Origin of the sequence: Pseudomonas sp. CFBP13508, assembly GCF_005233515.1 — a bacterium.
GTDB lineage: Bacteria > Pseudomonadota > Gammaproteobacteria > Pseudomonadales > Pseudomonadaceae > Aquipseudomonas > Aquipseudomonas mercuritolerans.
The window spans coordinates 31,061-51,476 of record NZ_QFZZ01000015.1 but is presented as its reverse complement, the minus strand read 5'-3'; the positions used below and the strand labels follow the sequence as shown (position 1 = coordinate 51,476).

21 protein-coding genes are annotated in these 20,416 nt (G+C 59.7%); 12 read left to right on the top strand and 9 right to left on the bottom strand.

Annotated features, from left to right (window positions below; genetic code table 11):
• Nucleotides 1–33 precede the first annotated feature (33 nt).
• Nucleotides 34–1,215 carry an MFS transporter gene (locus PspCFBP13508_RS26780; RefSeq protein ID WP_137216238.1) on the top strand — a complete coding sequence of 394 codons (1,182 nt, stop codon included), beginning with the start codon at nucleotides 34–36 and terminating at the stop codon, nucleotides 1,213–1,215.
• On the opposite strand, the gene PspCFBP13508_RS26775 is transcribed toward PspCFBP13508_RS26780, so the two are convergent.
• The 3 genes from PspCFBP13508_RS26775 to PspCFBP13508_RS26765 form a co-directional block, all read right to left on the bottom strand.
• A complete protein-coding gene (locus tag PspCFBP13508_RS26775) occupies nucleotides 1,163–2,092 on the bottom strand; it encodes a DMT family transporter (RefSeq protein ID WP_130912059.1) in 930 nt (309 codons plus the stop codon). The genes PspCFBP13508_RS26780 and PspCFBP13508_RS26775 overlap by 53 nt on opposite strands.
• Nucleotides 2,093–2,345: 253 nt before the next feature.
• The gene (locus PspCFBP13508_RS26770; protein ID WP_137216237.1) at nucleotides 2,346–2,738 is read right to left on the bottom strand and encodes a DUF2177 family protein; all 393 of its coding nucleotides are present in this window, start codon (nucleotides 2,736–2,738) and stop codon (nucleotides 2,346–2,348) included.
• A 117-nt stretch (nucleotides 2,739–2,855) separates the two neighbouring features.
• Nucleotides 2,856–3,692: a S1-like domain-containing RNA-binding protein gene (locus PspCFBP13508_RS26765; protein WP_016771157.1), complete on the bottom strand. Its 837-nt coding sequence runs from the start codon at nucleotides 3,690–3,692 to the stop codon at nucleotides 2,856–2,858.
• A gap of 338 nt (nucleotides 3,693–4,030) precedes the next feature.
• Here PspCFBP13508_RS26765 and PspCFBP13508_RS26760 point away from each other — a divergent pair, with 338 nt between their 5' ends.
• From PspCFBP13508_RS26760 to PspCFBP13508_RS26750, 3 genes are all read left to right on the top strand, one after another.
• Nucleotides 4,031–4,219, top strand: coding sequence for a hypothetical protein (locus tag PspCFBP13508_RS26760; RefSeq protein WP_016985943.1), 189 nt, complete (start codon nucleotides 4,031–4,033; stop codon nucleotides 4,217–4,219).
• Between the two features lie 203 nt (nucleotides 4,220–4,422).
• Entirely contained in the window at nucleotides 4,423–5,139 is a 717-nt protein-coding gene (locus PspCFBP13508_RS26755; RefSeq protein ID WP_130912742.1) for a TorF family putative porin, read from the top strand.
• A 77-nt stretch (nucleotides 5,140–5,216) separates the two neighbouring features.
• On the top strand, nucleotides 5,217–6,086 hold the full coding sequence (locus tag PspCFBP13508_RS26750) for a DUF6279 family lipoprotein (RefSeq protein WP_133335321.1): 870 nt from the start codon (nucleotides 5,217–5,219) through the stop codon (nucleotides 6,084–6,086).
• 120 nt (nucleotides 6,087–6,206) lie between these two features.
• On the opposite strand, the gene PspCFBP13508_RS26745 is transcribed toward PspCFBP13508_RS26750, so the two are convergent.
• Nucleotides 6,207–6,599, bottom strand: a complete 393-nt coding sequence (locus PspCFBP13508_RS26745) for a hypothetical protein (RefSeq protein WP_056783658.1) — start codon at nucleotides 6,597–6,599, stop codon at nucleotides 6,207–6,209.
• A gap of 172 nt (nucleotides 6,600–6,771) precedes the next feature.
• On the opposite strand from PspCFBP13508_RS26745, the gene PspCFBP13508_RS26740 reads away from it, so the two are divergent.
• Both PspCFBP13508_RS26740 and PspCFBP13508_RS26735 read left to right on the top strand, forming a co-directional pair.
• Nucleotides 6,772–7,506 (top strand): thioredoxin family protein, encoded by a 735-nt coding sequence (locus PspCFBP13508_RS26740; RefSeq protein WP_137216236.1) that lies wholly within the window; start codon nucleotides 6,772–6,774, stop codon nucleotides 7,504–7,506.
• Nucleotides 7,507–7,595: 89 nt separating this feature from the next.
• Entirely contained in the window at nucleotides 7,596–7,871 is a 276-nt protein-coding gene (locus tag PspCFBP13508_RS26735) for a hypothetical protein (RefSeq protein WP_130912745.1), read from the top strand.
• A gap of 51 nt (nucleotides 7,872–7,922) precedes the next feature.
• On the opposite strand, the gene PspCFBP13508_RS26730 is transcribed toward PspCFBP13508_RS26735, so the two are convergent.
• The gene (locus PspCFBP13508_RS26730; RefSeq protein ID WP_024012040.1) at nucleotides 7,923–9,263 is read right to left on the bottom strand and encodes a DEAD/DEAH box helicase; all 1,341 of its coding nucleotides are present in this window, start codon (nucleotides 9,261–9,263) and stop codon (nucleotides 7,923–7,925) included.
• 191 nt (nucleotides 9,264–9,454) lie between these two features.
• Between PspCFBP13508_RS26730 and PspCFBP13508_RS26725 the strand changes: the two genes are divergently transcribed.
• A complete protein-coding gene (locus PspCFBP13508_RS26725) occupies nucleotides 9,455–10,753 on the top strand; it encodes a mechanosensitive ion channel family protein (RefSeq protein WP_056783642.1) in 1,299 nt (432 codons plus the stop codon).
• Between the two features lie 104 nt (nucleotides 10,754–10,857).
• On the opposite strand, the gene PspCFBP13508_RS26720 is transcribed toward PspCFBP13508_RS26725, so the two are convergent.
• The 3 genes from PspCFBP13508_RS26720 to PspCFBP13508_RS26710 all read right to left on the bottom strand — a co-directional run bounded on the left by PspCFBP13508_RS26720 (nucleotide 10,858) and on the right by PspCFBP13508_RS26710 (nucleotide 13,206).
• Complete coding sequence (locus PspCFBP13508_RS26720) at nucleotides 10,858–11,715, bottom strand: carboxylate/amino acid/amine transporter (protein ID WP_137216235.1); 858 nt, start codon at nucleotides 11,713–11,715, stop codon at nucleotides 10,858–10,860.
• A gap of 344 nt (nucleotides 11,716–12,059) precedes the next feature.
• On the bottom strand, nucleotides 12,060–12,659 hold the full coding sequence (locus PspCFBP13508_RS26715; protein ID WP_137216234.1) for an FMN-dependent NADH-azoreductase: 600 nt from the start codon (nucleotides 12,657–12,659) through the stop codon (nucleotides 12,060–12,062).
• Between the two features lie 232 nt (nucleotides 12,660–12,891).
• Entirely contained in the window at nucleotides 12,892–13,206 is a 315-nt protein-coding gene (locus tag PspCFBP13508_RS26710; protein ID WP_137216233.1) for a 3-phosphoglycerate kinase, read from the bottom strand.
• Nucleotides 13,207–13,255: 49 nt separating this feature from the next.
• Here PspCFBP13508_RS26710 and PspCFBP13508_RS26705 point away from each other — a divergent pair, with 49 nt between their 5' ends.
• The 4 genes from PspCFBP13508_RS26705 (at nucleotide 13,256) to PspCFBP13508_RS26690 (ending at nucleotide 17,485) form a co-directional block, all read left to right on the top strand.
• Complete coding sequence (locus PspCFBP13508_RS26705) at nucleotides 13,256–14,179, top strand: LysR family transcriptional regulator (protein WP_016771199.1); 924 nt, start codon at nucleotides 13,256–13,258, stop codon at nucleotides 14,177–14,179.
• A 14-nt stretch (nucleotides 14,180–14,193) separates the two neighbouring features.
• Nucleotides 14,194–14,997 (top strand): alpha/beta hydrolase, encoded by an 804-nt coding sequence (locus PspCFBP13508_RS26700; protein ID WP_137216232.1) that lies wholly within the window; start codon nucleotides 14,194–14,196, stop codon nucleotides 14,995–14,997.
• Between the two features lie 3 nt (nucleotides 14,998–15,000).
• Nucleotides 15,001–15,564, top strand: coding sequence for a peptidylprolyl isomerase (locus PspCFBP13508_RS26695; RefSeq protein WP_016771201.1), 564 nt, complete (start codon nucleotides 15,001–15,003; stop codon nucleotides 15,562–15,564).
• Between the two features lie 88 nt (nucleotides 15,565–15,652).
• Nucleotides 15,653–17,485 (top strand): ABC transporter ATP-binding protein, encoded by a 1,833-nt coding sequence (locus tag PspCFBP13508_RS26690; protein ID WP_071174707.1) that lies wholly within the window; start codon nucleotides 15,653–15,655, stop codon nucleotides 17,483–17,485.
• 125 nt (nucleotides 17,486–17,610) lie between these two features.
• Here the strand turns inward: PspCFBP13508_RS26690 and PspCFBP13508_RS26685 are convergent, their stop codons facing one another.
• Complete coding sequence (locus PspCFBP13508_RS26685) at nucleotides 17,611–18,735, bottom strand: GNAT family N-acetyltransferase (RefSeq protein ID WP_137216231.1); 1,125 nt, start codon at nucleotides 18,733–18,735, stop codon at nucleotides 17,611–17,613.
• 281 nt (nucleotides 18,736–19,016) lie between these two features.
• On the opposite strand from PspCFBP13508_RS26685, the gene PspCFBP13508_RS26680 reads away from it, so the two are divergent.
• A complete protein-coding gene (locus PspCFBP13508_RS26680; protein ID WP_125917795.1) occupies nucleotides 19,017–20,339 on the top strand; it encodes a putative porin in 1,323 nt (440 codons plus the stop codon).
• Nucleotides 20,340–20,416: the final 77 nt, after the last annotated feature.

Here is a 20,416-nt window from a genome sequence, read left to right as displayed (position 1 = left end):
GACGGTCATTGCTCCTTTGAAGGAAGCCCGACCATGTCGCCACTGATCCGTTTATCCGCCTGTTTCGTTGCCCTGATGATGGCCATGGGCATTGGCCGTTTCGCCCTGACACCTCAGATGCCGCACCTGCTCAGCGAAGGGCAGATCGACCTCACCGCCGCCGGTCTGATTGCAGCCGCCAACTACTTCGGCTATCTGCTCGGTGCCGTGGATGCGATGTTCGCCCAGCGGCCGCAGCAGGTGCAGCATCGCCTGCATGGCGGGCTATGGCTGTGCGTGCTGCTGACCCTGGCGTCGTTCTGGGCCAACGGTTTCTGGTCGCACTTGCTGTTGCGCTTTGGTACCGGCGTGGCGAGTGCCTGGGTGCTGGTGATGATTACTTCGCTTAGTCAGCCGCTGGCGGCGGCGGCGAATCGACCGCGCTGGGGTGCTCTGGTTTTTGCCGGACCGGGTCTGGGGATTTTTCTCACAGGCTTGCTGGCGCTGGTCTCACATCGCTTGCAGCAGACATCGGCAACCCTGTGGCTGATTTACGCAGCCGCCGCGTTGCTGATGATGCTCGGCGTCTGGCGGTTGTTGCCGCAGCCCACGGTGTTAGCGGGGCCAGCAACAACCCATGTGAACCCAGCGAATCGCGGCATTGCCCGGCTGGCGCTGGTATATGCGCTGTACGGCATCGGCTACATCATTCCGGCAACGTTCCTGTCGCAGATGGCCAACGCGCAGTTTCACGGCCAGTGGCAGGCGGATCTGTTCTGGCCGTGCTTTGGCCTCGGCGCGGCAATCGGTGTGTGGTTGGTGAGTCTGCGCCGACATGATCCCGAGACCACGCGGCACTGGCTGATGGCGACGTTGTGGCTGCAAGCGGCCGGAGTGCTCGCCTGTCTGCTGGGCAGCGGCGTCGGCCTGGCGTTGGGGGTGATCCTCTGCGGCACGCCGTTTCTGGCCTGCATGCAACTGGTCATGCAGCGTTCGCGAGAGCTGGCGCCCCACGACACTCAGCGCAACGCCGGGATGCTCACGGCGTGCTTCGCTGTCGGCCAACTGAGCGGCCCGCTGCTGGCGGCGCTGAGCAGCCATTTCAGCGGCGGTTTGCAGCCAGCGCTGCTGATCGCCGGTGCCGGCCTGCTGCTGGCCGGCGCGCTGGCGATGCAGGCCTGGGCTACTGGCCCAGCGCCTTGCGCAAACGCCGACGCAGCCACTGTTCGGCGCTGACGAAAGTGATGCCGAGCAGCACCAGCACGGCGCCGATGACGAAGTTCAGGCTCAACTGTTCGCCGAGCAGCAGCACGCCGAAGGTCACGCCGAACAACGGCGTCATGAACGAGAACACCGCAAGGTTGGCCGCCAGATAACGGCGCAGCAGCCAGAACCAAACCAGGTAGCTGAAGAACGACACCACCAGCCCTTGGAACAGCACACTGGCCACCGCCACGGTAGTCAGGCTGACGTGGGTGATCTGGCCGCTGAACAACGCGATCAACAGCAGACCGATGAAACCGACCATCAGCTGATAAAACAGGGTCAATGTCACCGGCGCTTCCGACAGTCGCGAGGCGCGCACCACCACGGTGGTCGCGCCCCAACAGGCGCCGGCCAATACGCCGAGGGCATCGCCCAGCAGCATGCGGCGGTCGAGGTTGTCCCACGACACACCGCCGGCGAAGGCAATCGCGATGCCGATGAACGCCAGCAGAATCCCCAGCCATTGCAACGGGCGCAAACGCTCGCTGGCGAGCAGGAAATGCACGCCGAGTGCGGTGAAGATCGGCGCGGTATACAAGAACACCGACATATGCGCGGCGGTGGTCAGTTGCAGGCCTTCGGCGATGAACAGGAACTCCAGACCAAACAGCGCACCGGCCAACAAGCCGCCGCGCCAGGTGCTGCCGACCTGATCCCAACCGCCCTTCCAGCAGATCAGCAAACCGACCAGCAACGCAGAAATCCCCGAGCGCCCCGCCGCTTGCATCACCGGCGCGATGTCCGTTGCCGCCCACTTGATCAGGACTTGCTGCACACCCCAGATCAGGCACAGGCCGATCATCACTTGCAGGGCAAAACCGTCGGCATTGCGCCGCTCGGCACTCACCGCAACACCTCGAACACACACAACATGGCAGGCCATCCAATGGTCAGAAAACAGTGTCGGGGATTATCAATCAGTCGCGCGAAAAAAGCCGTCTGGAAAAGACATTAAGTTGGTCAGTGGCGTCAGCGCTGAATGGTTGACGGCTGCGCCGTCATTCGCGAGCAGGCTCGCTCCCACAGAGGGTTCGGTGAACACGTGGGAGCGAGCCTGCTCGCGAAGAGGCCAGCATTGCCAACACAACTGCCGAATCAGCTCACGTGAATCGCTTCGCCATCAAATAACCCACCGTGCAGGCAACCGCTGTCGCCACTGTCCCCCACGCCCAATCCATCAAACTCACCTGCATCGACCAATCGCGCAAGGTCGCCCAATTGGTCAGGTCATAGGTGCCGTAGGCCACCAGTCCCAACAGCGCACCCAACTTCGCCGCCCTCTGCCAGCTCAGCGCCGGCAACACGACAAACACCACGCAGCCAATAACGTACAGGCAATAAAAAACCGCTGCGGGCAACAGCAGCGGTTTATCCAGCATCAGCGAACCGAGCAGTTCGCGATAGGTCGGCGCCATCAGCAGCCCGAGCCAGATGCCGTCGAGCAGCAGAAACGTCAGCAACGTAGCGACGTAAGCGATCAGCGCCTTTTTCATTTGCCCTTCCTTCTAATGTAGGAGCTGCCGGAGGCTGCGATCTTTTGATCTGTTTTTTCAAGATCAAGATCAACAGATCGCAGCCTTCGGCAGCTCCTACCATGGGCCTGCGGGGAGTCAGGTTAGTTCAATGCGATCGGCGTGAATGACGATCTTGCCTTCCTTGTACAGTGAGCCGATGGCTTTCTTGAAGTTGCCCTTGCTGACGCCGAACAGGCTGCTGATCAGTGCCGGATCACTCTTGTCACTGACCGCCAGGGTGCCGTCGTTTTCGCGCAACTTGCCGAGGATCTTCGAACTCAGGCTGCTGGCCGCTTCCTGGCCAACCGGTTGCAGGCTCAGGCTGATCTTGCCGTCGGCGCGCACTTCCTTGATGAAGCCTTTCTCGCGCATGCCCGAACGCATGAACTTGAAGATCTCGTTCTTGTGGATCAGGCCCCAGTGCTTGTTGTTGATGATCGCTTTGAAGCCCATGTCGGTGGCTTCGGCTACCAGCAGATCGACTTCCTGGCCCGGGCTGTAAGTAGCCGGGGTCTTGTCCAGGTAACGATCGAGGCGCGCGGTGGCGGTGATGCGGCGCGTGTGTTTGTCGAGGTAGACGTGCACCACGCAGTATTCGCCAGCGGTCATCTGGCGCTTTTCTTCCGAGTACGGCAGCAACAGATCTTTCGGCAGACCCCAGTCGAGGAACACGCCGATGCTGTTGACTTCAACCACTTTCAGGCTGGCAAATTCGCCGACCTGAACTTTCGGTTTTTCCGTGGTGGCGAGAAGTTTGTCTTCGCTGTCCAGATAGATGAATACGTTGAGCCAGTCTTCATCTTCGCTGGGAATATCTTTAGGGATATAACGGTTGGGCAAAAGAATTTCGCCGTCGGCACCGCCGTCCAGATATAAACCGAAGTTAGTGTGTTTAACCACTTGCAAACTGTTGTAACGCCCGACTAAAGCCATTTCCGAAACCCTCAATACGTGGGCGGCATTCTACCCGTTTTTGCCGCCAACGTCGGGCGACAGATCCTCGCACCGGGAAATGTGCTTCAACGTGTTGATTTTCTTGGTCATGGCTCGGTGGGGTGCCGCTCGTCAGTCCGGACAAGCGCTTCATGGCTGCGTTCATTTGCCTCACATCCATTAAATGTTCTTATTTAAAACAGCAGGTTAGCTGCTGAATACAAGTGACGGGGCGGCAATAATGCAGCGTTGCGGTTGGTTAATCCGGGGGATATTTACCAAGCTATTGTCAAGTTATTCCTGTACGATGCCTGGCCGAGTTACTTTTCTAAAGGTTAATGGCCGCCATGCGTGTAAAAGCATCCACCAGCAAAGCAAAGCCAGCTCCAGCCGTTGAAACCAGCGAATCGATCAACGATCAGATCGCAGCATTCCTCAAGTCCGGCGGCGAGATCCAGCAAATTGCCAAAGGCGTCAGTGGCCAGACATTCGGCCCGTCCAAGCAGATCAGCCTGGGCAAGAAGTAATACCGGTTTCACCCCGTCCATAGGCGCTTTGAGCTTCGAAGCGCCTGGACAGGCACCGCGCAATCCCTCTTCGTTTTAAACAAAAATCCCTGAAAATCGACGAACGGCCATCAATGCCGGGTATTCGCCGGTATCCTTGCACGCGTCTAGATCAAGCGTTTCAGCAGGCCCTCGCCCTGCGCTCGCGGTTCATGGAGTGACGCATGCGCCCATTTCCCTGTTTATTGTTTGTCAGCCTGCTGTCAGGCGCGACCGCGCACGCGCAGGTTTTTCAGGGTGAACTGGGTGACTTCGATCTCAAGCTTGGCACCACGCCTAGCCGCAGCATGGCCCAGGGTCTGGTCAAACCGGCGGCGGTCGGTTCGTTCCACGGCGGCCTCGATCTGAGTCACGACAGCGGCGTGTATTTCGGCCAGTACGCGCCGAGCATGGGCATCAGCCCGGGCAAGAACCTCGAGATCGACTCCTACGTCGGCTTCAAGCAACCGTTCGATCAGGTGCTCGGCTATGAAGTCGGAATGATCCATTACAGCTACCCACGCGTGGACACCCTCGACAGCCAGGAGCTGTTTGGTGGCCTGACTCTGCTCGGCAGTCGCTTCGGCATTGCCCTGAGCAACGACCCGGATAAACAGAACAACACCTTGTTTGCCGACCTCACTGGCAATCAACCGTTCGGCATTGGCGTGAGCATGAAGTACACCACTCACCAACTGAACACGCCGGTGGCGGTCGACGGTGGTTATGTCAGCAGTTTCACCGATTGGTCGGTGAAACTGTCGCGGCCGTTCATGGGTGTCGATCTCGATCTGATCTACAGCAATTCCAGCCTCAGCGGCAACGATTGCTCGGCCTATTCCGGCCACAACAGCGAGTGCGACGGCCTCGTCACCCTCAAGGCCGTACGCACGTTCTATTGATCGGCTGAACTGCCGCGCGCATCCTGCATCACATAAGAATCAGATTTCCGACGCCAGGCTCTCGCAAGGATTTGCCCATGTCTCGCTGGTTCAAACAGATTGCCGCCCTGTTGATCTTCACTCTCGCCCTCGGCGCTTGCAGCCGCGTGGGCCTGGCCTACCGCAACCTCGACGTGATTATCCCGTGGTCGCTCAGCGATTACGTGGACATGAACGGCGAGCAGAAAGACTGGTTCAGCGAACGGCTCAAGGAACACCTGAGCTGGCACTGCACCACGCAGTTACCCGGTTACCTTGACTGGCTGGACCGTTTGCAGGCCATGGTCCAGAGCAATCAGGTCAGCGACGCCGCTCTGCAGGAGCGCACCGCCGAAGCCAAACAGGCCATCGCCGAAACCGCCCGGGAAATCACCCCTTCGGCCATCGAGCTGCTGCAAGGACTGGACGATAAACAGGTGGCAGAAATGAACGAAGCGTTCGCCAAGGATTTGCGCAAACGTCAGCAGGAATACGTGAAACCGCCGCTGGCTCAGCAGATCAAGGAACGCGGCGAGCGCATGGAAAAACGCCTGAACGATTGGCTAGGCCCACTCAGTGATACACAGAAACAACGCGTCGTGGCCTGGACCAATGCCTTGGGCGACCAGAACACCCAATGGATCGCCAACCGCGCGCACTGGCAGCAACAGTTCAGCGCCGCCGTTGCGCAACGCCAAAGCCCCGAATTCCCACAACGCATCGAGACACTTCTGGTCAACCGCGAGCGCTTATGGACAGCGGATTACCGCAAGGCCTACGCCAATACTGAAGCGCAGGCACGATCGCTGTTTGTCGACTTGATGGCCGAGAGCACGCCGCAGCAGCGTGAGCGCTTGCTGAAGAAAATCGAGGGCGTGCGCAAGGACTTCAATGACCTGAAGTGCCTGAAGGCCGCGCAGAAACCTTGAAATCACTGGAATCCAATGTGGGAGCGAGCCTGCTCGCGAAAGCGGTGTATCAGACAGTTCAATGTCACCGACAGACCGTATTCGCGAGCAGGCTCGCTCCCACAGGGGGATTTCGCTGGCTCAGGCGATTTGAGCCTTTGAGGCGACTTCATCAAACGTCACCTCATCCAGCGCATCCTCCTGCTCATCCAGCACCTGACGCGGATGGTCGTTGCCGGGGATGCTGCTGTCGATCAGGCTCAGCAGGCTGGAGCCGCGCGGGGTCAGAATGAAGTTGTTGCCAGTACTGCCCTCGTGATCCGGCCGCGGCTCGATGAATCCGCGCTCCAGCAAGAGCTTTTCATAATCACAGGCCAGGGTTTTCAAGTGATCGAGATTGTCGATCGGCTCGCCGGCGCTGGCTTTCTCGGCCGCATGGTCTTCGGCATAAGCGCGGGGGGCGAAGCTGTGGCCAGCGCTGTTCTGCACTTCATGCAGCAAACGTTCAATCAAATCCCAGTTATAAGTCGTCATCCTGATCCAACCTCCGGTGCGGGTGATTTTGTGCCGCTTTCAAGGTTGTGACCGAAGCGCTGCGCAGCCGTTCAGCAGTATTTCCGGACCCGACCGACCGGCGGCTGTCGATTCCCTCGCACGTCGAACGACTAGGCTGAAACAGCCGGTTCAACCCGCAGGAGACATCGTCATGAACGTTACAAACCATCCGGTGGTATCACGCGAAGAATGGCTCGCCGCCCGTCAGCAGCATCTGGCCCGCGAAAAAGCCTTCACCCGGGAACGCGATCGCCTCAGCGCCGAGCGCCGCGCCCTGCCGTGGGTAAAAGTCGACAAGGACTATCATTTTCAAGGGCCGAACGGCGAGCTCAAGCTCAACGACCTGTTTGGCAACAACAGCCAGTTGATCATCTACCATTTCATGTTCGCCAAAGGCTGGGAGCAAGGCTGCCAGGGCTGCTCGTTCCTCAGCGACCACATTGACGGCGCCAACCAGCACCTGGCCCATCACGACGTTGCAGTTGTCGCAGTTTCCCACGCGCCGTTCGACGAGTTTCAGGCATTCAAACAACGCATGGGCTGGAAGTTCGACTGGGTTTCGTCAGAAGGTTGCGATTTCAATTACGACTTCGGCGTTTGCGCCCGGGCTGAGGACGTCGCGGCGGGAAAGGCTACCTACAACTACGAAAAAAACGACAGCGCCGAGGAAGAAATGCCGGGGCTGAGCGTGTTTTATCGCAATGACGAAGGCGAGATTTTCCACACCTATTCCACATACGCGCGCGGTCTGGACATGCTGGTTGGCGCTTACCACTATCTGGATCTGACGCCCAAGGGCAGGAATGAAGACGAGATCATGGAATGGGTGCGGCATCATGATCGGTATGACGGTGCGCCGAAGTCGGGTTGCTGCCACGCCGATTGAGGACAATCCTGGCCCCACAGTTTCTGAACTTTTACCAGGCTTCAGCCCTCAACCGGTTAACCCGCCTTAACCGGAACTGAGGCCTGCCCATGAAAACCCTGATCAAGCTGTCCCTCGCCGCCACCCTTGCCTGCGCCCTGCCCGTCTGGGCCTGCACGCCTGAAGAGGCGACGATTAAACGCGAACAACTGGCCAAGGAAGTCTCCAAGCTCACCGAGCAGAATCCGGAAAAGGCCAAGGAGATCAACGCCGAGTTGCAGAACATGGATCTGGGCACGGCCAGCGCCGATCTGCCGGACAAGTGCCAGTTGATCGATCAGCGTTTGAAGGAACTGGGGTCGGCGGAGAAAAAAGCCGACAGTTGAGGACGAAAAAAAACCGGACAATGTCCGGTTTTTTTATGCGCGTTCTACAGCTTACTCAGCCGCAGGCTCGGCTGGCTTGCGACGCTTGAGCGGGGCCATGCCGTCGCTGCTCACCAGAGAATCCGGCTTTGGACGGTTGACGCTCTTGCGCTTGGTCGGCGTCTTGGCGGCGGTTTTCTTTTTGTCGCCCTTGGCGTCAGTCTTTTTCTTTTTCACGCCGACGGCTTTGCCCGAGGCCTTGACCTTTTTCGGTCCGCCGTAGGTGCCTTTGACTTCCTTGATGGTGCGGCGCTCGAAGCTCTGCTTCAGGTAGCGCTCGATGCTCGACATCAGGTTCCAGTCGCCGTGGCAGATCAGCGAGATCGCCAGACCGTCGTTGCCGGCGCGGCCGGTACGACCGATGCGGTGTACGTATTCGTCGCCGCTGCGTGGCATATCGAAGTTGATCACCAGATCCAGACCATCTACATCCAGACCACGTGCCGCAACGTCGGTCGCGACGAGGATTTTCACACCGCCCTGCTTCAGACGATCGATCGCCAGTTTGCGATCCTTCTGGTCTTTCTCACCGTGCAGCACGAACGCCTTGTATTCCTGCGCCACGAGGCGGCCGTAAATGCGGTCGGCCATGGCGCGGGTATTGGTGAAGACAATGGCCTTCTGGTAGGTCTCGTTGGCCAGCAGCCAGTTCACAATCTGCTCTTTGTGCTGATTGTGGTCGGCGGTGATGATTTGCTGACGAGTCGTCGAGTTGAGCTGGCTGACGGCGTTGAGCTGCAGGTGCTCCGGGTTGTTCAGGACCTTGGCGATCATCTCGCGCAGGCCGGAACCGCCGGTGGTGGCGGAGAACAGCATGGTCTGCTGACGGTTCGGGCATTCATCGACCAGACGCTGCACGTCTTCGGCGAAACCCATGTCGAGCATGCGGTCGGCTTCGTCGAGCACCAGCACTTCGACTTCTTTCAGGTCGAGGTTGCCGGCATTGAGCTGCTCGATCATCCGCCCCGGGGTGCCGATGAGGATGTCCGGCACTTTGCGCAGCATTGCCGCCTGCACCTTGAAGTCTTCGCCGCCAGTGATCAGGCCGGACTTGATGAAGGTGAACTGCGAGAAGCGTTCGACTTCCTTCAAGGTCTGCTGGGCCAGTTCACGGGTCGGCAGCAGGATCAGCGTCTTGATGCTGACGCGGATCTTCGCCGGGCCGATCAGGCGATTGAGGATCGGCAGGACGAAAGCGGCGGTTTTGCCGCTACCGGTTTGCGCCGTCACCCGCAGATCACGCCCCTGGAGCGCCAGCGGGATGGCCGCGGCTTGCACTGGCGTTGGCTCGACAAATTTCAGCTCGGCCACGGCTTTGAGCAGGCGTTCGTGCAGGGCGAATTGGGAAAACACGGGTGCTACCTCGAAGATATGCAAAAAAACAGCTGCATAGGTTACCGGTTTCGAGCGCTCAGGCCGAGTTTCTTTGTGCAAACGGCGACAATCAGTGGTTTTTTTGTTGCCCGATTTGTCACTCGCTGCAATACACAGCGTCTTAAATGCTCTAATCGGCCCTCGCGTCTTACAGAAGAAATGTTCCGCTTATGGATATCAAACAGCTCTGGCTCAAAGCCCAAGGCCTCTGGGGCACGCTCGAAGAGCACCCACTTCTGCAATCGGGACTGGCGCTGCTGGTGCTGCTGGTCATTGCGCTGGTGCTCGGACGGGTGGCGCGTTACCTGATCCTGCACGCCAGCCGCATGCTCGGCCGCCAACCGGCGCTGCACTGGATCAACGATTTTCGCCACAACAAGGTGTTTCAACGACTGGCGCAGATGACGCCGTCGCTGGTGATCCAGTTCGGCCTGCACCTGGTGCCGGAGCTGAGCAAAACCGCGATGAATTTTCTCGGCAACGTCGCGCTGGCGTTCACCATCCTGTTCCTGCTGCTGGCGGTCAGCGCCCTGCTCAACGCCCTGCTCGACATCTACGCGCGCACCGAGCATGCGCGTACACGCTCGATCAAAGGCTACGTGCAACTGGCGAAAATGGTTTTGTACGTGTTCGGCGCGATCATCATCGTCGCCACCCTGATCGACCGCTCGCCGCTGTTGCTGCTGTCGGGTCTGGGTGCGATGTCGGCGGTGATTCTGTTGGTCTACAAGGACACCCTGCTGTCGTTCGTCGCCAGCGTGCAACTGACCAGCAACGACATGTTGCGCGTCGGCGACTGGATCGAGATGCCGCAAGTCGGTGCCGATGGCGACGTGGTCGACATCACGCTGCACACGGTCAAGGTGCAGAACTTCGACAAGACGATCGTCTCGATCCCGACCTGGCGGCTGATGTCCGAGTCGTTCAAGAACTGGCGCGGCATGCAGCAGTCCGGCGGTCGGCGGATCAAACGCAGCCTGTTCATCGATGCCAGCGGCGTGCGCTTCATCCGCGACGACGAGGAAGAAAAGCTCTCGCAGGTGCACCTGCTGACCGACTACATGGGCCGCAAGAAAGCCGAGCTCAAGGCCTGGAACGAAGCGCAAGGCAATGTCGCGGCAATGTCGGCCAACCGCCGCCGCATGACCAACATCGGCACCTTTCGCGCCTATGCGCTGGCGTATCTGAAGAGTCATCCGGAGATTCAGCCGAACATGACCTGCATGGTCCGGCAGATGCAGACCACCGCGCAGGGCATTCCGCTGGAAATCTACTGCTTCACCCGCACCACGGTGTGGGCCGATTACGAGCGGATTCAGGGGGATATTTTCGATTACCTGCTGGCGGTGTTGCCGGAGTTCGGGCTGAGCCTGTATCAGCAGCCGAGTGGTGGGGATTTGCGCGCCGGGTTGCTGCCGGCGGTGTTGGGCTCGGCGAGTATTCCGGAGCCTGAGAAACACCTGATGTAACCCACAAATCACATGTAGGAGCTGCCGAAGGCTCGGGCCGCGTTCGGATGATCTTTTGACTTTTAATATCAAAAGATCGCAGCCTTCGGCAGCTCCTGCACGGGTTATGCGGTGCGCCTGATACCCAACCGGCTGATCCACACCGCCATCAAGATCACACTGCCGCCGAGGAACAATCTCCCCAGTTCCTCATGTTGATTCCAGATCAGCAAATTCAACAGCAACCCCACCGGCACGTGCAGGTTATTCATCACTGCCAGCGTGCCGCCATTGACCATGCACGCGCCCTTGTTCCACCAGTACAGGCCCAGCGCCGTCGAAACCAGCCCGAGGAACAGCAACACCGCCCATTGCAGTGGCGCTTCAGGCAGAAAGTTCGATTTGCCAAACAGCAGAAACGCCGGCAGCACCACCATCAATGCGCCAAGGTAGAAATAACCGAAGCGGCGGTAATGCGGCAGATCGCTCGGATGCTTGGCCACCAGATGCTTGTACAGGACCTGCCCGGCGGCGTAGGTGAAGTTGGCCAGTTGCAGCAGCAGGAAGCCCATGAAGAAGTCGGGACTGATGCTGTCGAAGCGAATCACCGCCGCACCGCCGACCGCCACCAGCGCAGCAACCAATGCCCACGGATTAAAGCGACGGTTCAGCGCGTCTTCGATCAACGTCACATGCAGCGGTGTAAGAATGGTGAACAGCAAAACCTCCGGCACCGTCAGCACGCGGAAGCTCAGGTACAGGCAGACGTAAGTCACCCCGAACTGCAACGCGCCGATCAGCAACATGCCACGCATGAACGCCGGCTCCACCGAACGCCAGCGCGTCAACGGAATAAACACCAGCCCGGCCAGCACCACACGCACCAGCACCGCGAAGTAGCTGTCGACATGCCCGGCCAGGTATTCGCCGATCAGACTGAAAGAAAACGCCTGGATCAGCGTCACAAAAAGTAGATAGCCCATGTTCGCCTCGAAATCGAATGGCGGCGACGATAGCGGGTTTTGCCGCTCACTGCGAATAGCCGGAAACACAAATAACCGGTGGGAGCGAGCCTGCTCGCGAAGGCAGCGTGTCAGACGGCTGATACTTTTCTGATACACCGCTTTCGCGAGCAGGCTCGCTCCCACAAGGAGTCATGTGTTGTTCGTCAAATCGCAGACAAAAAAAAGCCCGATCTCGCTAAAGCGTTCAATCGGGCTACAGCACTCAGGAGCAAAAGTGCAAAGGGAGGTTCGATGCGCGTAAAGCCTTGAAGGGGTTGCGCCAGGTCACTAGACCATCCAGCGATTATCTGGCGATTAACCGATCAAGCGACCTGAGACAATTTGGCGTTGGCCTGATTCAGGCCCTTCTCCTGGAAGTCACCGCCCAGGTTCATGCCCTCTGCATGGATAAAGGTCACGTCGTTGATGCCGATGAAACCCATCACCTGGCGCAAGTACGGTTCCTGATGATCCGCCGGGCCACCGGCATACACACCACCGCGAGCGGTCAGGACAAAGGCGCGCTTGCCGCCGAGCAGCCCCTGCGGACCGGTTTCGGTGTACTTGAAGGTCACCCCGGCGCGCAGCACATGATCCAGCCAGGCCTTGAGCGTGCTCGGGATCGCAAAGTTGTACATCGGTGCCGCCAGCACCAGCACGTCGGCGGCAAGCAGCTCATCAGTCAATAGGTTGGAGCGGTCCAGCGACGCCTGTTCGCTGTCGTTGCGCTGCTCGGCGGGTTTCATCCAGCCACCCAGCAAATTGGTGTCCAGATGCGGCACCGGGTTCGCGGCGAGGTCACGCACGGTGATCTGATCGGCAGGGTGCGCGGCTTTCCACTGAGCGATGAAGGTCTGGGTCAATTGACGGGAAACCGAGTCTTGCTGGCGGGCACTGCTTTCGATGATCAGAACGCGGGACATGGTGTGTAGCCTCCATCCGAGAATGTTGTAAGTCGATGGAGTGAAGGTTAAACAGAGCTGAATCGATGAAAAAGCGCAAATATCCGCTGTAATCCATCGATAAATTCGTTTATAAGCTAAACCCATATCCCTTGTGGGAGCGAGCCTGCTCGCGAAAGCGGAATGTCAGTCACAGCATCTCTGGATGACATTCCGTCTTCGCGAGCAGGCTCGCTCCCACAGGGAAATAGCGTTATTTCGGAGTGCAGGTCAGTTTGATGCGCAGCTTGATGATCTCGCGGGTGAACTTGGCCGTGGCGTTTTTATGCTTGCCCGCCGGGACATCGATGCTGCGGGTGCGTGGTGCTTCCGGGCCGTTGCTGAATACCGCACGGCAGGTCGCATCGACGTCACCGTAGTTGGCCACGCGGATCGAGCCGATGTCGTTGTCCGTGTCGTAAGTCTCGTAATCGATCTTCATGCCGTTGAGATCCTTTTGCATGTCGATCGGATAGGCAAACGCGGTCAACGGCAGCAGCGCCAGCACCACACAACAGAATTTTTTCATTCGGCAGTCTCCATGAGGGACGGCCAGCTTAGGACAAGAGGAGCTATTGATGAAAGCGCCCCGCGTGACCCTTGATCAATGGCGAACGTTGCAGGCCGTGGTCGACCACGGCGGATTCGCCCAGGCCGCCGAGGCCCTGCACCGTTCGCAATCGTCGGTGAGCTACACCGTCGCCCGCATGCAGGATCAGCTCGGTGTGCCGTTGCTGCGCATCGACGGGCGCAAAGCCGTGCTCACCGAGGCCGGCGGCGTGTTGCTGCGGCGTTCGCGGCAATTGGTCAAACAGGCCAGCCAACTCGAAGACCTTGCCCATCACATGGAGCAAGGCTGGGAAGCGGAAGTGCGGCTGGTGGTGGATGCGGCCTACCCGAGCGCGCGGATCGTCCGCGCCCTGACCGCGTTCATGCCGCAGAGTCGCGGCTGCCGCGTGCGTTTGCGTGAGGAAGTGTTGTCGGGCGTCGAGGAAGTGCTGCTCGAAGGCGTGGCGGACTTGGCAATCACCGGACTGAGCATTCCCGGCTACTTGGGTGCGGAATTGAGCGATGTCGAGTTCGTCGCCGTTGCCCACCCTGATCACCCGCTGCATCGGCTCAACCGCGAGTTGAGCTTTCAGGATCTGGAAACCCAGATGCAAGTGGTGATCCGCGACTCCGGCCGCCAGCAGCCGCGCGATGTCGGCTGGCTCGGCGCCGAACAGCGCTGGACCGTCGGCAGCCTCGCCACCGCCGCGACCTTTGTCAGCAGCGGCCTGGGCTTTGCCTGGCTACCGCGGCACATGATCGACCGCGAACTCAAGGATGGTTCGCTCAAGCTGCTACCGTTGGACCGAGGCGGCAGCCGCAATTCGAGTTTCTATCTGTATTCGAACAAGGACAAACCCCTGGGCCCGGCCACGCAAATCCTTATTGAATTGTTGCGCACCTTCGACACCTTGCCGCTGGACGCACCGTTTGCCGCACCTGAACAAGCCTGACACGGAGTTCACCGATGGCGTATTTCGAGCACGAAGGTTGCAACCTGCACTACGAGGAATATGGCCACGGCGCGCCGTTGCTACTGGTTCACGGGCTCGGCTCGAGCACCCTGGACTGGGAAATGCAGATCCCGGCGCTGGCTGCGCACTACCGGGTAATCGTCCCGGACATTCGCGGCCACGGGCGCTCGGACAAACCCCGCGAGCGCTACAGCATCGCCGGGTTCAGCGCGGATCTGCTCGCGTTGATCGAACACCTGCGCCTCGGCCCGGTACATTACGTCGGGCTGTCGATGGGCGGGATGATCGGCTTTCAACTCGCCGTCGATCAGCCGCAAGCGCTCAAGAGCCTGACCATCGTCAACAGCGCGCCGCAGGTCAAATTGCGCACGCGCGACGACTACTGGCAGTGGTTCAAACGCTGGAGCCTGATGCGCCTGCTCAGTCTCGAAACCATCGGCAAAGCCCTCGGCAGCAAACTTTTCCCCAAGCCGGAACAGGCCGATCTGCGACGGAAAATGGCCGAACGCTGGGCAAAAAACGACAAACGTGCTTATCTCGCCAGCTTCGATGCGATTGTTGGCTGGGGCGTTCAGGAACGACTTTCCCGGGTGTCCTGTCCAACGCTCATCGTCACTGCCGACCGTGACTACACACCGGTTGCGCTGAAAGAAACCTATGTAAAACTGCTGCCGGATGCGCGGCTGGTGGTCATCGCCGATTCGCGCCATGCCACCCCGCTCGATCAACCCGAACGCTTCAATCACACGCTGCTGGATTTTCTCGCCACAGCCGACCTTCACTCTCAGGATCACTGACCCATGCTGAAAAAACTCGCCCTCGCCGCCGGCTCCGTACTGTTTGCCGCCAACCTGATGGCTGCTACCCCGGCCAAGGCGCCCCACGTGCTGCTGGACACCACCAACGGCCAGATCGAAATCGAACTGGACCCGGTCAAGGCGCCGATCAGCACGAAGAACTTCCTTGAATACGTCGACAGCGGCTTCTACAACAACACCATTTTCCACCGTGTGATCCCGGGCTTCATGGCTCAGGGCGGCGGCTTCACCCAGCAGATGCAACAGAAAGAAACCAAGGCGCCGATCAAGAACGAGGCCAGCAATGGCCTGCACAACGTTCGTGGCACCCTGTCGATGGCGCGTACTTCCAACCCTGATTCGGCGACCAGCCAGTTCTTCATCAACGTTGCCGACAACGCATTCCTCGATCCGGGCCGTGACGCCGGTTACGCGGTGTTCGCCAAAGTGGTCAAGGGCATGGATGTCGTGGACATCATCGTCAACTCTCAGACCACCACCAAACAAGGCATGCAGAACGTGCCTGTCGACCCTGTGATCATCAAGTCAGCCAAGCGCATCGACTGAGTTTCGCCGGGCATATCGAGCGGCGTGGGGCTGAGCCTGCGCCGCTCGCACTGATAAAAGGAGAGCCCGGATTCCGGGCGGTTATCTGATGCTCTATCGCCGTTTCGAACAACTGATCGATATCTTCCGCGACGCCCCGACGGCGTCCCCGCCGGACCGCGTCTGGCCCTTCTACGTCTATTACCTGAAGCAGGTCTGGCCAAGTTTCGCTGCCCTGCTCGTCATCGGCCTGTTTGCCTCGTTGATCGAAGTAGCGTTGTTCAGCTACCTGAGCCGCATCATCGATCTGGCGCAAGGCACGCCCAACCCGAATTTCTTCAGCGACCACGCCCTCGAATTGACCTGGATGCTGGTGGTCGCTCTGGTGCTGCGACCGATCTTCTTTGCCCTGCACGACCTGCTGGTGCATCAGACCCTGAGCCCCGGCATGACCAGCATGATCCGCTGGCAGAACCACAGTTACGTGCTCAAGCAGAGCCTGAATTTCTTCCAGAACGACTTCGCCGGGCGCATCGCCCAGCGCATCATGCAGACCGGCAACTCGCTGCGCGATTCTGCCGTGCAAGCGGTCGACGCGCTGTGGCACGTGGTGATCTATGCGATCAGCTCGCTGGTGCTGTTCGCCGAGGCCGACTGGCGCCTGATGATCCCTTTGCTGACCTGGATCGTCGCTTACATCGGCGCGCTGTATTACTTCGTGCCACGGGTGAAGGAGCGCTCCGTGGAAGCCTCTGACGCGCGCTCGAAACTGATGGGGCGCATCGTCGATGGCTACACCAACATCGCCACGCTGAAACTGTTCGCTCACACCAACTTCGAACAGCACTACGCCAAGGAAGCCATCGAAGAACAGACCGTCAAAGCGCAAATGGCCGGTCGCGTGGTGACCAGCATGGACGTGGCGATCACTACCATGAACGGCCTGCTGATCGTCGGCACCACGGCGCTGGCGTTGTGGCTGTGGACGCAGTCGCTGATCACCGTCGGCGCGATTGCCCTGGCCACCGGCCTGGTGATTCGTATCGTCAACATGTCCGGCTGGATCATGTGGGTAGTCACCGGCATTTTCGAAAACATCGGCATGGTCCAGGACGGTCTGCGCACCATCTCTCAACCGGTCAGCGTCACCGACCGCGAGCAGGCCAAACCGCTGGCCGTGGCCTCGGGCGAGGTGCGCTTCGAGCACGTGGATTTTCACTACGGCAAGAAGAGAGGCATCATCGGCGACCTCAATCTGACGATAAAACCGGGGGAGAAAATCGGCTTGATCGGCCCATCCGGCGCCGGCAAATCAACCTTGGTCAACCTGTTGCTGCGCCTGTACGACGTCGAGGGCGGGCGCATCCTGATCGACGGGCAGAACATCGCCGAAGTCGGCCAGGAAAGCCTGCGCGCGCGGATCGGCATGATCACTCAGGACACCTCGCTGCTGCACCGCTCGATCCGCGACAACTTGCTTTACGGCAAACCGGATGCGACCGATGCCGAGCTGTGGGAGGCGGTGCACAAGGCTCGCGCTGACGAGTTCATTCCACTGCTGTCCGACGCTGAAGGCCGCAGCGGTTTCGATGCGCATGTCGGCGAGCGCGGGGTGAAATTGTCGGGCGGTCAGCGCCAGCGCATCGCGATTGCGCGGGTGCTGCTCAAGGACGCGCCGATCCTGATCATGGACGAAGCGACCTCGGCACTGGATTCGGAAGTCGAAGCAGCGATTCAGGAAAGCCTCGAGACCTTGATGCAGGGCAAAACCGTGATCGCCATCGCCCACCGTCTCTCGACCATCGCGCGCATGGACCGTCTGGTGGTGCTGGAAAACGGCAAGATCGCCGAGAGCGGCACCCACGCCGAACTGCTTGCGCATCGTGGTTTGTATGCACGGTTGTGGGCGCACCAGACCGGAGGGTTTGTCGGCATCGATTGATGCCTGGCGGTGCGGTGAAAAAACTGTGGGAGCGAGCCTGCTCGCGAATGCGATGGATCAGCGACAAATTCGTCAACTGACCCGACGCTTTCGCGAGCAGGCTCGCTCCCACAGGGGATCTGGAACTAGGTTTGGCGATAAGGCAACGCGGTGCGGGCCTCTTCGGCATAGGCCAGAACCCCCGCGCGCTCCTGCTGGAGAAAATCCTTCACCGCCGCTTTCAACCCCGGATGGCGCAGGTAATGCCATGAATGGGTGATCACCGGTTCAAAGCCGCGAATCAACTTGTGCTCGCCCTGCGCCCCGGCATCGAAACGCTGGATGCCATGGGCGATCGCGTAATCCATGCCCTGATAGAAACACGTCTCGAAATGCAGCCGATCAAACTCGGCCAGGCAGCCCCAATAACGCCCGTAGAAACTGTCGCCACCGACCAGGCTGAACGCCATCGCCACCGGCCGTGAGCCCTGTTTGGCAAGAACCACCCGAATCGCTTCAGGCATGCGTTCGGCCAGCAGGCTGAAGAACTCGCGCGTCAGATATGGCGCCTGACGCCGCACCGCGTAGGTGTTGGCATAGCAAGCGTACACGAAATCCCACTGCGCCTCGCCCAGCTCACGCCCCTCCAACCACTCGAACTCAAAGCCCTGCCCCGCCACCTGCTCGCGTTCCTTGCGCATCTGCTTGCGCTTGCGTGAGCTGAGGGCGTCGAGGAAGTCCTGAAAGTCGCGGTATTCACGGTTCTGCCAGTGATATTGACAGCCGATGCGCTGCAGCCAGCCCGGTTGCTCGGCCATCGCCGCATCGGTAAACGGATCAGTGAAATTGATGTGCGCGCTGGAGAGCTCTTCGATCTGCAAATAGCCGGGCAGACTTTTCAGCAGTTCGAAACCGTCCTCGACCCGCGCCGCCAGCAAGCGCGGGCCGCTGACCGGGCTGAAGGGCACGGCAGTCAGGAGTTTGGGGTAGTAATCGATGCCGGCGCGGGCGCAGGCGTCGGCCCAGCCGTGATCGAAAACGTACTCGCCGTAGGAATGCCACTTGCGATAACTGGGCAGTGCGGCGATCAGTCGATCATCTTCGATGTGCAGCAAATGCTCGGGCTGCCAGCCTGAATGCGGGCCGACACTGCCGCTGTCTTCCAGCGCGCTGAGGAAGGCGTGACGCAGGAACGGCTGGTTGTCCGGGACCAGCGCATCCCAGGTGGCCGGGGCGATTTCTGACAGGTCTTGCAGGCGTTGCAACGGCATTCACTGGCACTCCACAGCTTGGCGACAAAGCCCGGCGAGTATCGCTGATCGCGACCCGGTTGCACACGCTCAATCGGCCGACAGCGCTCTAGGTCGATAGTTCACGCCTGATATGTATCGTCATCAACCTGCCATCACTGTGCCACCGCTCTGTCATAAACCATCGCGATACTGGCGCCTGTTTTTAGAGCGCCGGGTTCTAACCCGGACACAGTTTTCCGGCCTCCAGGCCGGTTGTGCCCAGGATGGTTCAGCCATCCCCTTCATCTTCGGAGATTGCTATGCGTCTTGCTTCCACGAAAACTGCAGCGGCCCTGTGCGGCGGCTTGTTGCTGGCCATGAGCGTTCCGGCCAGTGCTGCAGTCGACGCCAAACTGCTCGACATGCTCAAGGCCAACGGGTCGATTTCCCAGGCGCAGTACATCGAGCTGCAAACAGAACTGGCCAAGGATCAGAAGGCTCAGCAAATCGCCCAACAGGCGCAGCAGGAAACCAACGAACAAGTGGCGGCGGTCGCGAAGAAGACCAACGAACAGAGCCTGTTCGATCAGAAACTGGCCTGGGCGGCCAAGACCCAGTTCAAGGGCGACGTACGTATCCGTCAGGAAACCATCAAGATCGACGGCGAGCCGAACAACGGCGGCCGCGACAAGGACCGCCAGCGCATCCGTGCGCGTCTGGGCGCCTATACCGAGATCAATCCGCAAGTCGACACCGGTATCCGTATCGCCACTGGCGGCGGTGATGACGCGCGCTCGACCAACCAGGATCAGGACAACTACTTCGACAAGAAGCAGATCTGGCTCGACCTCGGCTACATCGACTACCACCCGGATCAGATCAAGAACCTGCACGTTATTGGCGGCAAGATGCTGCAACCGTGGGTGAGCATGGGCGATGTGATCTGGGACAGCGACATCAACCCGGAAGGTCTGGCCGTTACCTACAAATACCCACTGGGCGGCAGCGCCGAACTGTTCGGCAGCCTGGGTAACTACAACCTCAAGGACAACGTTGACGGCGACGGCGTGCAATTCCGCCACGACCTGCGCCTGACCGCTGGCCAGTTGGGCAGCCGCTTCAACATCACCGACAACCTGAAAATGACCGTCGGCGGCAGTGTCTACGCCTACCAGAACGACGAAGACAGCCGCTGCACCGGCACCTCGACGCCGTGCGCCCTGGCGGTCAACGGCAACTCGGCCGACAACGAATTCCGTCTGTATGAAGGGTTCAGCCAGATCGACATCGGCGGCCTGCCAATGCCACTGTCGTTCTACGGCCAGTACGTGAAGAACAACGATGCCGTGACCGATCAGGACACCGCATGGCTGCTCGGCGCCAAGTCGAAAGTGTTCGGCTTCAACCTCGACTACAACTACCGCGACGTGCAGCGCAACGCCGTGGTCGGCGCTTTCACCGACTCCGACTTCGCCAACGGCACCACCGGTTCGCGCGGGCACAAGTTCAAGGTCGGTTACGACATCGACAAGAACTTCGCCGTCGGCGCCACGTACTTCCTGACCAAGGCCGACTTCGCCAGCCGCAGCCAGCGCGATGCAGATGCCAACACCCTGCAGCTGGATGCTGAAGCGAAGTTCTAGGAAAACAGCTGCAAGCTGCAAGCTGCAAGCCAAGAGTTGCGAGTGAATGCCTTTACTTGCAGCTTGAGGCTTGAAGC

Bases quoted from the DNA above. Each gene is read 5' to 3' on its own strand.
- PspCFBP13508_RS26780 (WP_137216238.1), top strand. From the start codon at position 34: ATGTCGCCACTGATCCGTTTATCCGCCTGTTTCGTTGCCCTGATGATG.
- PspCFBP13508_RS26770 (WP_137216237.1), bottom strand. From the start codon at position 2,738: ATGAAAAAGGCGCTGATCGCTTACGTCGCTACGTTGCTGACGTTTCTG.
- PspCFBP13508_RS26765 (WP_016771157.1), bottom strand. From the start codon at position 3,692: ATGGCTTTAGTCGGGCGTTACAACAGTTTGCAAGTGGTTAAACACACT.
- PspCFBP13508_RS26760 (WP_016985943.1), top strand. From the start codon at position 4,031: ATGGCCGCCATGCGTGTAAAAGCATCCACCAGCAAAGCAAAGCCAGCT.
- PspCFBP13508_RS26755 (WP_130912742.1), top strand. From the start codon at position 4,423: ATGCGCCCATTTCCCTGTTTATTGTTTGTCAGCCTGCTGTCAGGCGCG.
- PspCFBP13508_RS26750 (WP_133335321.1), top strand. From the start codon at position 5,217: ATGTCTCGCTGGTTCAAACAGATTGCCGCCCTGTTGATCTTCACTCTC.
- PspCFBP13508_RS26745 (WP_056783658.1), bottom strand. From the start codon at position 6,599: ATGACGACTTATAACTGGGATTTGATTGAACGTTTGCTGCATGAAGTG.
- PspCFBP13508_RS26740 (WP_137216236.1), top strand. From the start codon at position 6,772: ATGAACGTTACAAACCATCCGGTGGTATCACGCGAAGAATGGCTCGCC.
- PspCFBP13508_RS26735 (WP_130912745.1), top strand. From the start codon at position 7,596: ATGAAAACCCTGATCAAGCTGTCCCTCGCCGCCACCCTTGCCTGCGCC.
- PspCFBP13508_RS26725 (WP_056783642.1), top strand. From the start codon at position 9,455: ATGGATATCAAACAGCTCTGGCTCAAAGCCCAAGGCCTCTGGGGCACG.
- PspCFBP13508_RS26720 (WP_137216235.1), bottom strand. From the start codon at position 11,715: ATGGGCTATCTACTTTTTGTGACGCTGATCCAGGCGTTTTCTTTCAGT.
- PspCFBP13508_RS26715 (WP_137216234.1), bottom strand. From the start codon at position 12,659: ATGTCCCGCGTTCTGATCATCGAAAGCAGTGCCCGCCAGCAAGACTCG.
- PspCFBP13508_RS26710 (WP_137216233.1), bottom strand. From the start codon at position 13,206: ATGAAAAAATTCTGTTGTGTGGTGCTGGCGCTGCTGCCGTTGACCGCG.
- PspCFBP13508_RS26705 (WP_016771199.1), top strand. From the start codon at position 13,256: ATGAAAGCGCCCCGCGTGACCCTTGATCAATGGCGAACGTTGCAGGCC.
- PspCFBP13508_RS26700 (WP_137216232.1), top strand. From the start codon at position 14,194: ATGGCGTATTTCGAGCACGAAGGTTGCAACCTGCACTACGAGGAATAT.
- PspCFBP13508_RS26695 (WP_016771201.1), top strand. From the start codon at position 15,001: ATGCTGAAAAAACTCGCCCTCGCCGCCGGCTCCGTACTGTTTGCCGCC.
- PspCFBP13508_RS26690 (WP_071174707.1), top strand. From the start codon at position 15,653: ATGCTCTATCGCCGTTTCGAACAACTGATCGATATCTTCCGCGACGCC.
- PspCFBP13508_RS26685 (WP_137216231.1), bottom strand. From the start codon at position 18,735: ATGCCGTTGCAACGCCTGCAAGACCTGTCAGAAATCGCCCCGGCCACC.
- PspCFBP13508_RS26680 (WP_125917795.1), top strand. From the start codon at position 19,017: ATGCGTCTTGCTTCCACGAAAACTGCAGCGGCCCTGTGCGGCGGCTTG.